We start from the raw sequence: 11,918 nt of genomic DNA, 5'->3' as shown, positions 1-11,918 counted from the left end.
GAAAAGGACCAAGCAAACATGACCACAAAACGAGGCTCTGGGGACCCGCTTGAGCCGGATGCCGCGACGAGTGGCACGTCCGGTTCTGAGGGGGCCGGAGCGGGGCAACCCGCTCCGGCTACCCGACCGAAGTGGTTCGTCGACCACCTCGACCAAGCCCCTGCAGATGCGAAGCCAGAAGTCCAGGCCGGGGCTGGACACGGCCGAGAACCGTGACAGCCTCCAGCCCCGAGCAAGGTACATGAAGAAGGTCCTGGTGGTGCCGGAGCCACCCTAGCTCTGCCGGCACCATCAGGGGCCTGTGGAAACCCGTGATCACGGGGGTAGCGGGCCGGGGCCGGGGGCCCGCGCTCCGTAGGAAGCATCCTCGGTCCTGCACCAGCCAGCTCACCAGACGCCGCTGACAAATCCCCTCCGTCGGCATCCCCTCGGACGGCCTGTGCGTGATCCGCGTGCGCTCCGGTGAACTGGTGGCGGCCAGCCCGACGTAGCGGCAGGCCGCCGCCGGTTCGCAACGCCGGCAGCGGTCAGGAGGGGCGTACCGGCTCGGCGTAGGTGTAGAAGAAGCGGTCACCGTTCAGCTTGTGGTGAGCCGACTGCTCACCGACGGCCTGCTCGTCTCGCCAGCGGTCGGGGCTGGCGGCGAGCGCGGCCACGTACTGCGTCACGGCTTCCTTCAGCTTCTCGAACCTGGCCGGTGTCACGATGCGCATACCCTGCGGCGGGGTGCCCTGGCTCTCGCTGTACCGGCTGGGGTGCAGCATGACGGGCAGGGCCTTCGCCTCCCGGTTGTGGTCGTTGAACCAGCGGACGCTGCCGCCGAGCTGGTTGATGTCCTTCTTCGCGATCGTGTCGGTGACACATCCCGTCTTCAGCTCGGTCACCGCCTGCCGTGCCGGTGACAGCGCCCACAGGTTGTCCGGGCCCGCGCCGTACTGCTTTTCCGGGCGTGCTGGCGAACCCGAGATGCAGCCCAGGCGCTCCCAGGCCCGCTCCGCGTCGTCGGGGCGCTCCTCCTCACCCCACACCACGCTCTCGAACAGCGCCTGCCCCCCGAGCCGCAGGCTGACGCCGTCACGGTAGTGGCCGGCCATGAACTCCGCGGCGGCGCACGCCTGTGCCAGGCCGCTTTGAGCTGTACCAGAGCAGCTCCGTTCACGGGGCGCAGGACGAACTGGTAGTCATCCAACGCACTGGCCAGCACCTGCTGGGCGGCGGCGCGGTCGGCCAGGTGCAGGTAGGCGGCCTGCTGCTCCCGCAGCCAGCCCCTCAGCGCCGTGTCATGGTCGCCGAGGTCGTTCGCCGCCCGCTGCACCCGGTCGGCTGCACCCGGTCGGCCGCGGCCGAGGTCCGGCCGGTGGCCGCCAGATCGAACGCCTCGCGCAGCGCTACGGCTTCCGGGCGTATTGTCCCCTGCGGGGCGTGCCGCACCTCCGCCAGTGCCCGGCGGCTGCGCTGCGTCCACTGCGGCATCCGCCCGAGGCAGGCCCGCAGCGCTCGCCTGGACCGCGTCCACGGGGTTTTGTGACCTGTGGGGGTGTCTCAGCCCCAAGGTGTCTCAGGCGGCGCAGCTCCGATAGACGAGACGTGACGGGCGTCGCGGCCACGTGCCGCAGCGGCCGCTCAGAGGTGGCCGTCCAGGAACTTCCGTACCTCGGCGATGGTCATAGGCCCCGTGCCGTGCGCCACCGCCGCTCCCTCCCGCAGCAGGACGTAGGACGGGGCTCCGGTGATCCCAAATCGCTCGGCTGCGGCCGGACAACGCGTGATGTCGGCGCGGACGGCCGTCAGGCGGCCCGTGTAGTCGTCGGCGATGCGACCCACGACGAGGTCCATCACCCGGCAGGGCTCGATTGCCTTGGGCCATGTCCCGGTGAAGTACGCGAGGACCGGAACTCCGCTCATCCCGAGGATGAAATTGAACTCCGCGTCCTCACGGGGTCGGTGAACCCGCTTCGCCATGCAAGCTCCTGACCTCACGTTCCGTCATTCCATCCCCATCATCCCTCGCGCGGTGTGCCAGGCCGGCCCGGTCGGTCGTCCGGTTGACCTGTCGGAAGGGAGGCACGGGGCCGTCGCAGAACCACGGTGGTCCCCGGCGCGAGCGGCCCGGTCCCCCGGCCCCTGGTGACCCGGCCTGGCCGCCCCGCCGGTCACCCAGCTGCAGCCCGCCGCGCGCCTGTGGGTCAGTTCGTGCCAGGACAGCGCCCTCCACGACGATATGAAAGCCGTTTTCCAGGGCATAACGGCCCAGATCACCGACCAGATGCTCGATGAGCGCGTCGACGAGCGGGCCGGTGCGTATCGTCCACCGGATCCAGTCGAGCCGTATCCGCCACCGCGCTTCTCAGAGACAGCGCCCCCCGACGGGCTTCCCGAGGCCTTGCCCGGTCTTCACATCAACCCCCGGTCTCAGCTGGCTAATACCGCTCTTCCCCGGGCCGCATGAGCCAGCTGATGGCACCGAGAACGAGGCACGATTCCTGGACCGCTCACGGACGCGGTCGTGGACGGTCGAAGTACGTGTCAGCTGACCCGAAGACCGACCGCCAGCGTCAGTTCAAGGACCCGGTGTGGCGATGCGAGATCCGGAATGAGCTCCCGCAGCTGCGACATCCGGTACCGGACCGTCTGGGGATGGACGAACAACGCCGCCGCCACCTCGTCCCGCCTGCCCTGGTGCAGCAGCCACGCCCGCAACGTCTCCTCCAGCCGCCGTGCGGTCGCGACAGGCAAGGTCCGCAACGGTGCGAGGGCTCGGGCACGCAGGTCTGCGAACGCGTCCACGTCGGCGCTCAGCACCAGCTCGGGCAGGTGGTCCTCGGTGTCGCGAATATCAGAGGAGAGGGAGCGCGCGCGTACGGCTCGTGCGTACGAGGCGGACGCACGAGTCCATGGCCTGGCCGGGCCGACCACGGCGGTGCGGTCGGTCAGCTGCCGCAAGAGATGTGATCGGTCGGCATCGGGGACGAGCAGCACACCGGTGGCGTCCGGCAGATCGTCGAGGACGAGGGTGCTCGGGTCGAGCGCGCGGTAGGCAGGCCGGGCCTGGGCGGCGGGCAGCAGGACCGCGGTCAGCGAAACCGGAGGCTGCCACCCTGCCCGTTGAACAGAGGCCAGCAGCACGTCCGGGCTCGAGCCGGCGAGGAGGTCGCGGGCCAGGTGTTCCAGGTGGCGCTCGTGGGCCCTGCCCCGGGCGGCCAGTTCGTCGGCGTGGCCCGCGGCGCTCGCGGCGGAGAGCTCGTCGATGTAGGCGAAGGTCAGCTCGGCGAACTTGGCGACCTCGGCGGCGGGCAGACCTGCGGGTACAGCACCCGCTGCCAGGCATCGCCAGGCCACGCGGGCGCCGACGCGGTAGGCGCTGAGCAGGGCGTCCATCGAACGGCCGTCGCGCACCTCGCCGCGGCCCAGCTCGTAGGCTGCGTCACCGGCGTCGCCGCCTGTGGCGTTCCCGCTCGCGAGGTCCAGGTAGTGCCCCAGGGCGGTGCGGACGGCTCGGCGGATGGTGCCGCCCATACGGCCCGAAAGGGCGTTGGCGTAGGGAGGGACCTCGTCGATGATCGCCTGGACGACCTCGTCGGCGGTGGTCTTCAGCGCGGCCCGCAGTGCGGTGACCGTCGTCTCATCCAGGGCCAGTTCGCTGGCCCTCCGGATTGCATGGCTCACGTTTTTGTTCCCTGCGAACAATTCTGCCGATCAGATTTACGTCCTGCGGTCAGGACTTTACGCCTTGAGGCGCAGCAAGCTGGAGTCATGACGAGTGCAGCCCTCCGCAGCAGGGCGTGGAAACTGCTGGAGATGGTGACGACGCCGCTGCTGCCGTCGGACTACCTCGACCTGGTCAGCCCGCTGCGTGCGGGCGCTGACCTGCGTGGGCGCATCGAGGCCGTGCACCCCGAGACGGGTGACGCCGCGACCATCGTGATCAGGCCGGGACGGGGCTGGCGCGGCCACACAGCCGGTCAGTACGTGCGGATCGGGGTCGACGTCGACGGGGTGCGCCTGCGGCGTGCCTACTCCATCACCTCGCCGACAAACCGCCAGGACGGCCGCGTCACGATCACCGTGAAGGCGATCCCGGACGGCAAGGTCAGCAACCACCTGGTCCGCAGGGCGAAACCGGGCACGCTGATCCAGCTCGACCAGGCAACCGGTGACTTCGTGCTGCCGCAGGCCAAGCCCGCCAAGGTGCTCTACCTGACGGCCGGCAGCGGCATCACGCCCGTGATGGGCATGCTGCGCGACATCGAGTTCGACGACGTCGTCATGGTCCACTGCGCGCCACAGCCGCAAGACGTGATCTTCCGCAACGAACTGCACGACCTGGTCGCGGACAAGAAGCTGCGGCTCACCGAGGTGCACACCGACACAGACGGCATGCTCGACATCGCCCGTCTCGACGAACTCGTGCCCGACTGGGCCGAGCGCGAGACCTGGGCTTGCGGGCCCGCGGGCCTGCTCGACGCCGCCGAAGAGCACTGGACCGAGCACGGCGTACAAGAGCGCCTGCACACCGAACGCTTCCGCCCCAGCATCGTCGTCGCCGGTGACGGCGGCGAGGTCACGTTCAGCGCCACCGGCAAGGCCGTCGACGCGGACGGCGCCACGCCGTTGCTGGACGTCGGCGAGGAGGCCGGCGTGCTCATGCCCTCCGGGTGCCGCATGGGCATCTGCTTCGGCTGCGTCACGCCGCTCAAGGCGGGCGCCGTCCGCGACCTGCGCACCGGCGAGATCACCGAGGCCGAGCCGGGCGTCCTCATCCAGACCTGCGTGTCCGCCGCGGCGGGCCCCTGCGACATCGAACGGTAGGAGCACCTTGACCGCCATCGACCCCACCGCCCACCTGACCGCGGAGCAGATCGAGGAGCTTGGCCGCGAGCTGGACGCGATCCGCGACGAGGTGATCGCCAGCCGCGGCGAGAAAGACGCCGCCTACATCCGTAAGGTCATCTCGGCGCAGCGCAAGCTCGAGCTGGTCAGCAGGGGCGTGCTGCTGTTCTCGATCTTCCCGCCCGCGTGGCTGCTCGGCACCGCCGGGCTGTCCGTGGCGAAGATCATGGACAACATGGAGATCGGCCACAACGTCCTGCACGGCCAGTGGGACTGGATGCGGGACCCGAAGATCCACTCCACCACCTGGGAATGGGATCACGTCTCGCCGTCCGACCAGTGGAAGCACTCGCACAACGAGCTGCACCACGCGTACACCAACGTGATCGGCAAGGACAACGACCTCGGCTACGGCATCATGCGCGTCGACGAGGACCAGAAGTGGCACCCGTTCCACCTCGGCCAGCCGCTGTGGAACTTCATCAACGCCTGCTTCTTCGAGTACGGCATCGCAGCGTACGACCTGGAGCTCGGCAAGAATCTGCACAAGCGCCGCCGCAAGAACCCGGAGTTCCGCGCGCGGGCCAAGGCCGTGGGCCGTAAGATCCGCAAGCAGGTGCTCAAGGACTACGTGATCCACCCGCTGCTGTCGGGCCCGTCGTTCCTCACCACGCTCGCCGCCACGTTCACCGCGAACTTGGTCCGCAACATCTGGTCCCACTCGGTGATCATGTGCGGGCACTTCCCCGAGGGCGTGCAGGTCTTCGAGCGCCGGTCGATCAAGGGCGAGACGCGCGGCCAGTGGTACCTGCGCCAGATGATGGGCTCGGCGAACATCAGCGGCAGCAGGGCCATGCACTTCATGACCGGCAACCTGTCGCACCAGATCGAGCACCACCTGTTCCCGGACCTGCCGAGCAACCGGTACGCCGAGGTCGCGGTGAAGGTGCGCGCGTTGTTCGAGAAGTACGAGCTGGAGTACGTCACCGGGCCGCTGCCCAAGCAGGTGTTCTCCGCGTGGCGCAAGGTCTTCCGGCTCTCGCTGCCGAACAAGAAGCCCAAGGCCAAGACGCCGGACCGCGAGCAGGAGCTCGTCGCGGCCTGATTCCCGGTATTGGTTCAGATCTTTCGGCCGTACCGGCGGCACCGCCGGGTTCGGTGAGATCCGTTGCGGACGGTGGGCGGCCGCGACATCAGACCGTCGTCCGCCAGATCCGTGACCAGCTCCGCAAGCGCATCCGCCGCGCGATGGGCCGGCCCTCGGCGCGGTCGCCACCGTCATCGACTCCCAGTCCGTCAAGGCTGCAGAAACCGTCGGCAAGGACTCTCGCGGCTACGACGGCGCGAAGAAGATCAACGGCCGCAAGCGCCACTGGTCGTGGACACCAAGGGTCTGCCGCTGTTTGTCCTGGTCACCCCGGCCGACATGACCGACCGCGACGCGGCCAAGGAAGTCCTGTTCCGGCTGCGGCTGATGCACCCGGAAACCACCATCGTCTGGGCCGACTCCGGCTATGCCGGACAGCTCGTGACCTGGGCGAAGAAGCACCTGAACCTGACGCTCAAGACCGTCAGCCGGCCGCAGAACACACCAGGATTCGTCATCCTGCCCCGCCGCTGGGTGGTCGAGCACTCGCTGGCCTGGATCATGCACGCCCGCCGCCATGCCCGCGACTACGAACGGCTCATCCAGCACTCGGAGTCGCTGATCACATGGGCCGCCATCACGCTCATGACCAGGCGCATCACCCGCAGACAGTCCCGCCGGACGGGCCGGCCGACATCCCGCGAGAAGGACAGGGACTGACGGTCGCCCGGACCACCGCCACCCAGAGGCCGCCCGATTCCCCGGGCCTGGCCCATCCTCCCATCACTACAGCGAACCCACAGCGTAACCACCGACCTCCCGGTGACTCGCCCGTGGAGCGCCCGCCCCAGCACTCCGAAGCACACCCTGCACTGGGCGCTGATCATCGTGATGAGCAGGCAAGGGGACTGCGGCAAGCTGGTCGAAGAAACCCGGGACAGTGAACGAGGCGAAACCAATTCATCCGCGCGGTGGGAGCGGAGATGGCGTGAGCGCGCGCCATTCATCTTCCAGGATGCTGAACACTTCGGAGTCTCGCCAACCGTCCCGAATCAACGCGGTATGACGCGGTGCCGTGCCCGTCAGCGCACCGCCAGACCCGAATCACGCAGTTCACTGGGCTGAGGATCAAGGCGTCACCGGAAGAGAAGTGAGGTTGCTGTCAACTTGCCGGAGCTGCCCGCGCAGGGTGGTGTTCTCCGCTTCGAGTTCGGCGTTGCGCAGGTTCAGGGCCTGGATGTGATTGGCGTAGACGGTGATCGTGGCGGCCAGTTCCCGCCGCTCGGTGGTGTGGCGGGAGCGCAGCTCGCGGTCGGCCTGCTTGAGGCGGGTGATCTCGCGAGTGCACCGACGGCGCGCTCACCGTCACCACGCTGTGCACCGAAGCGGGCATCTCCCGTGCCACCTACTACCGTTCGCCACTGGCAAAGATCATTAAAGGGCTCCTCCAAGCACCCGACGCGCCACGCCCCCGTCCGGAAACGATTCGCTCGAAGGCAATGAAAGACGGCCTGGTCGACGCCGGGCCGTAAGGGAAGGCCTGCCCGTTCGATTGCGTGCCGCAGGCGCAGCGCGGCCGGGTCAGTCATGGGCGGGGTCTTCGTCGACGCGGTCGAGTGCGGCGATAGCCATGGTCGAGCTCTTCAACGTGGGTGGTCAGGGCGGCAGCCTGCAAACGGGACAGGTGCGCAGGGGTGTCCAACGGGCGTTCGGCTTGCGTGCGGGCGATCTTCAGTCGGGCAGGTGGATGCTGGAGCGGCGGGCGTTGCGGCAGGTCAGGCACACGGTGAGCAGGGGCAGCGGGCGGCCTGCATGCTTGGCGCGCTGGGCGCAGACGGCGGTGGCGGGCTGGTAGAAGCAGTCGTTGAGGACACCAGGGTGGAGGGGCTTGGTCAGCTGCTGGAGCATGGTGCGCAGCCGGGTGGGGCTGGCGATCACGCGGGCAGGTCGCCCAACTCACGGCGGATGCGGTCGAATTCGGTGTTGACGCGGATCGCGGCTCCGCCGCTGGAGCGGTGGCCGTCGTTCCCGCGGTAGAGGTCCTCGACATAGTCCAGCTGGGCGATGGCGCGTTCGGCGGCGACCTCGGCGGCAAACCCGGAGGCCGAGGTACCCGCGTAGCCTTCGAACAGGGCCAGTTCGGCAGGCTGGTATTACCGAGCGCCCGCGACGACGCCGAACGGCTGGTGCGCGATGTGCCAGGCGAGGGTGCAGCGGAACTGCCGGGTAGTCAACCGCCACGGCACAGGTTCCTCCTCCCCCTGCGGTTCATCGCGAGCGGGCGTGTCGATATACGGCGACGGTGCGGCCGTGTGAAGCGGCACGTAGGGGGCGTCCGGGGTGCTGAACAGCTCGTTGAGGTGGTCACGGAAGGCGTTCAGACGCAGGTTGACCGAGCCGAACAGGACAAGTCTGTTGCTGGTCATGCCTTTGTGGCCGAACAGGTGGGTCGGGTTGTCGTTGACGGTGGCGAGCAGCGCGACGGCCTGGTGGACGATGCCGAGCACGACCCATTGGGCTTCCTCGCCGGAGAGCTTGCGGCCCTTGAGGACCCTGCCGCGCAGCTTGTGGCGGATACGGCCGTCCGGGCCGATCTCTGTGAACGCGCAGTCGGGGGCGAGCTCCCGGACTTCAGCGTCCCTCATTCCGGACAGGTATGCGATCACGATCCAGCAGGCCGTGCGCATATGGACCACTTCGGCGGCCAGTTCCATCGGGCCAAGGCCCGCCGCCGCGGACGTCCGCTGCCGGGCCAGATCGACAGCGCGGATCGCAGGCCGCCAGCCTGGTAGCCGAGCTCGGCGGCTGCCTCGGTGAGGTACCGGCGGACCTCGGCGGAGGCGGACACTCCGGTCATGCGCGCGACGAGCGCGGCGTTGGGTGCCTGCAGCGCTCCGTTGATCACGGGGACGCTCGGGCGGCGGCGGGCCTGACGTTGGGGCAGGGCGGGAACTCCGCGGCCGGTGGCCCGCAGCTGGGCAACATACGCCTCGATCCGGGCCCGAGCGGAGCCGTTGCCACGGAAGGGCCGCGGTGTGTGGTGGGCGGCGGTCAGTCTGGTGTATTCGTGCTGCGCGGCCAGGATGTCGGGGCCGGCGGTGGTGACGTAGAAGACGGCGCCTTTCACGAGCGGAGCGATGATCTCCTGGGGGATGCGCTCGGTGGTGTTCTCCGCGTCGCGGACCACTCCGGCCACCGCGTGTCCGGAGCGGCCGGGCCAGGGGTTGACCAGCAGCCGGTCGGCGGTCAGGAACGGACCACGCCACCCACTTGTCCAGCGCCGCCACCGACCGGTTTCACGTCCCCACCGCCACAGCACCCGGCCCGCCACACCACAACCGCACCCGTTTGTAGCCCGCAGATCATCGCCGTCGCACGCCCAGATCGGCTTGCCATGCCGCAGGTCTCCAGGAACCGGACAAAGAGCATCACGTCCCGGGCGTACCCCAGAACGCTGTTCTCGGCCCGCACACCCCAACTCGGCAACTCACGTAGAAACCGGTTCAGTTGCAGGTCGTACGACCCGTCTCCTCCCAAGATGAACGGCTGACCCTCGCGACACCTACACGGTCCAGGGCAGCCACCGGGCCAGCTGTACCCAGGCAGCTCTCCGAACGGGCCCGGCTCGTCGTGCACAGATCCGCGATCACGGCGTCGCCCCCGTCCCGCTTCGATCACCTCGTTGGCGTCGAATCCGTTCCCCATCCCGAAGCCGAGGCACGGATCAACAGACGGCATGCGCCGGCCGGGAGGTTGACGCCGTCGTACTTGTTGACCAGGGCCACCAGGCCGACATGGCCGCCCTGGAGCTCCTTCACGCCCGCCTCGAGGTCGCCGACCCACCAGGTGCGGTCGGCGTAAGGCGCGCCCAAGTCGCGGCGACCCGGTCGCTGGGCACCAGCACCACCACGTTGACCGGATCCGTCTCTGCAACGCCGTCCCCGCCCTGGTCCTTCCGTTGGCGAATTGGCGGGCCAGCACTCGCACGGCCTTGTTGTCCAGGTCCGGATTGAGCGCCACCGGTGCCAGGATCATCCGCTCGCCGAGGTCCGCCGCACTGCCCGGCGTGACGAGTTTGGCGACAAGCGCCGGGTCGGCACCGAAGTCGGTGACCAACGCGCTGTCGTCGGCGAGTGTCGCGGTCAGGTAGACCCTGCGGCGGGCCCGCACAAGGGACGGGATGCGGTCGATCGGCGTGCACGAGGGCCGAATCTCGATCGCCTTCGACGTCGCCGTCGCGGTGGACAGTTGCAGCACCTCGGCGATCAGCGGCCACACGAACATGAACTCCCGCTCGTCCCGATGGGGCGCAGGATCTCCAGCACCTCGCCGCGCTTGTCGGCCCACGCCCAGAACGGGATCGGAGCCAGCGCCGTGGGGGTCCTCGTCCTCAAGCTCCTTCCAGGCGTTCGCCGACCGATACTGCAAATCCTCGGCGAACAGTTCCAACAGCGTCCCGTACGCCTCGTGTCCGACGGGCAACCGCAGCCGAAACTGGCTCTCAGTACGCGCCAGTGCAGCATGCGCATCGTCGACGACAACGATGCCCAGATCGACCGGCTCCTTGCCGGCACCGACGGCCCCGAAGGCCGACTTGCCGTTGATCAGTTTCTGGTAGTTCGTCACCAGCACCGCCTGGGCAGTGAGGAACGCCGGATCGTATGGCCCGTCCGTGGTCGCGACGTCCAGCTGGGCGGCCTCCTCGCGGACCTGCTTGGCCAGGTAGTTGTCCGGCGCCAGGTACACCGCCTTGCCGACGCCCTCGTGCATGGTGCTCTGCGCGATCAACAGACCGACTGCCGTCTTTCCCCGCCAGTGTTCCGCGTGATCACCACATCACGGTCATCGCGCCGGTAGTCGAACCATTCGTCCAGCACCTCACCCTTCTCATGCCGCAGATACGGCCACGTGACGATTGGCCAGCCCCGAGTAGATGTCCCGAGGCCGCAGCAGCGCCTCGCTGTCCCCCGTGCCGATCCGGTCCCAATCCAGCCCCACTGCGCTGCCCCTCCTCACAACATCGGCGGCGTACAACCCGTCCGGATTACTCGTTCTCCCATGCCGCCGCCCAGCCCGGCGATGGGCTATCCCGCACTCACTGCACCGCCCCCACTCCTTGAGGGAACGTCCGTCGTGTTCCCTGTCAAGTCCATGTGTTCTGGGTGCTATTGCGCGGGCTGCAGCAAGGTGTCGCGCTGGTCCCCGTAAAGCCAGTGCGACCAGGAGGGTTGTTCAAAAGCCCTCAAGGTCAGACGGGCGGCATCAGATCGCTCTCGCTGATGGTGTATGCCAGCAGAGGGTAGATGAAGTCCGTTTCATTGTTCTCACGGCGCCGTAGTCGGTAAAACTCGCTCTTCTGCTCATCGTCGGCCGACATGAGGCGCGCACCCTGCTGGAGGTATACATGTCCGTCGTGAAATCGAACGAAGGTCTTTGACGTTCGAAACGTCACACCCAACCATTGGTTGTCCGCCGTCGGGACGGGTGTGTTCAGTACGATCTTGTGCCTGAGTCGCCGATTCAAGTCGACAGAAAACGCGACGATACTGTTGTGAGCGAGGGGGATCTCGAACTTCTCGCCACCGGACTCCTTTGATTCGAAGATCAGCTTCCTCGGTGGGCTCGCTTCGGGGTGTTGGTAGCAGGAGAAGACAGCGATAAACGACTCGTCGGCCAGGTCGAGGGCTTGGTCGGAATGGCTGCCCATGGTTTTGTAAGCGTTCGTGTAGTTCTCGATGAGAGCGTTGTTGAATTCGACCGAAATCGCCGCACGTTCTTGAATCTGTTGCGCCAGCCGTTCGTGCACCGCCCGGAAACGCTGCGTCGGGCTGCTGTATCGAGTGGTAGTGCGTACGAGAGGCACACCACCCGCCTCGTCGATCTTGGTTATCACGGCGCCTCGCCGGCCTTTTCCTACGTCTTCCAAACGAACCGATGTGGACAGCTCCGCAAAGAGATTCTCCTCGGTCGGCAAAGCGCACGAGATGATCTCATCCGACAT

Annotated in this window: 11 protein-coding genes and 1 pseudogene; 3 read left to right on the top strand and 9 right to left on the bottom strand. The window is 67.8% G+C overall.

What is annotated here, in order from left to right; genetic code table 11:
• Positions 1 to 527 precede the first annotated feature (527 nt).
• The 4 genes from ACTWQF_RS30760 to ACTWQF_RS30745 form a co-directional block, all read right to left on the bottom strand.
• Positions 528 to 1,094 carry a hypothetical protein gene (locus ACTWQF_RS30760; RefSeq protein ID WP_443283005.1) on the bottom strand — a complete coding sequence of 189 codons (567 nt, stop codon included), beginning with the start codon at positions 1,092 to 1,094 and terminating at the stop codon, positions 528 to 530.
• Positions 1,095 to 1,269: 175 nt separating this feature from the next.
• Positions 1,270 to 1,473 carry a hypothetical protein gene (locus ACTWQF_RS30755; protein WP_443283004.1) on the bottom strand — a complete coding sequence of 68 codons (204 nt, stop codon included), beginning with the start codon at positions 1,471 to 1,473 and terminating at the stop codon, positions 1,270 to 1,272.
• Between the two features lie 150 nt (positions 1,474 to 1,623).
• Positions 1,624 to 1,962 (bottom strand): thioredoxin family protein, encoded by a 339-nt coding sequence (locus ACTWQF_RS30750; protein WP_443283003.1) that lies wholly within the window; start codon positions 1,960 to 1,962, stop codon positions 1,624 to 1,626.
• A gap of 564 nt (positions 1,963 to 2,526) precedes the next feature.
• Positions 2,527 to 3,666, bottom strand: a complete 1,140-nt coding sequence (locus tag ACTWQF_RS30745) for a PucR family transcriptional regulator (protein WP_443283002.1) — start codon at positions 3,664 to 3,666, stop codon at positions 2,527 to 2,529.
• A gap of 87 nt (positions 3,667 to 3,753) precedes the next feature.
• On the opposite strand from ACTWQF_RS30745, the gene ACTWQF_RS30740 reads away from it, so the two are divergent.
• The 3 genes and pseudogenes from ACTWQF_RS30740 to ACTWQF_RS30730 all read left to right on the top strand — a co-directional run.
• The gene (locus ACTWQF_RS30740; RefSeq protein WP_443283001.1) at positions 3,754 to 4,809 is read left to right on the top strand and encodes a ferredoxin reductase; all 1,056 of its coding nucleotides are present in this window, start codon (positions 3,754 to 3,756) and stop codon (positions 4,807 to 4,809) included.
• A gap of 7 nt (positions 4,810 to 4,816) precedes the next feature.
• A complete protein-coding gene (locus tag ACTWQF_RS30735) occupies positions 4,817 to 5,935 on the top strand; it encodes a fatty acid desaturase family protein (protein ID WP_443283000.1) in 1,119 nt (372 codons plus the stop codon).
• 95 nt (positions 5,936 to 6,030) lie between these two features.
• Positions 6,031 to 6,583, top strand: a pseudogene (locus tag ACTWQF_RS30730) (transposase); the annotation flags it as partial.
• A gap of 1,065 nt (positions 6,584 to 7,648) precedes the next feature.
• Here the strand turns inward: ACTWQF_RS30730 and ACTWQF_RS30725 are convergent.
• The 5 genes from ACTWQF_RS30725 to ACTWQF_RS30705 form a co-directional block, all read right to left on the bottom strand.
• Positions 7,649 to 7,855 (bottom strand): hypothetical protein, encoded by a 207-nt coding sequence (locus ACTWQF_RS30725; RefSeq protein WP_443282999.1) that lies wholly within the window; start codon positions 7,853 to 7,855, stop codon positions 7,649 to 7,651.
• A gap of 215 nt (positions 7,856 to 8,070) precedes the next feature.
• Positions 8,071 to 8,562 carry a hypothetical protein gene (locus ACTWQF_RS30720; protein ID WP_443282998.1) on the bottom strand — a complete coding sequence of 164 codons (492 nt, stop codon included), beginning with the start codon at positions 8,560 to 8,562 and terminating at the stop codon, positions 8,071 to 8,073.
• A gap of 17 nt (positions 8,563 to 8,579) precedes the next feature.
• Complete coding sequence (locus ACTWQF_RS30715; RefSeq protein ID WP_443282997.1) at positions 8,580 to 9,113, bottom strand: hypothetical protein; 534 nt, start codon at positions 9,111 to 9,113, stop codon at positions 8,580 to 8,582.
• 50 nt (positions 9,114 to 9,163) lie between these two features.
• Positions 9,164 to 10,705, bottom strand: a complete 1,542-nt coding sequence (locus ACTWQF_RS30710; RefSeq protein ID WP_443282996.1) for a hypothetical protein — start codon at positions 10,703 to 10,705, stop codon at positions 9,164 to 9,166.
• Positions 10,706 to 11,165: 460 nt separating this feature from the next.
• Complete coding sequence (locus tag ACTWQF_RS30705; RefSeq protein ID WP_443282995.1) at positions 11,166 to 11,918, bottom strand: hypothetical protein; 753 nt, start codon at positions 11,916 to 11,918, stop codon at positions 11,166 to 11,168.

Source organism: Streptomyces sp. 8N114, from assembly GCF_052245835.1.
In the GTDB taxonomy this organism is placed as follows: Bacteria; Actinomycetota; Actinomycetes; order Streptomycetales; family Streptomycetaceae; genus Streptomyces.
This window is presented reverse-complemented; position numbering and strand designations above follow the sequence as displayed.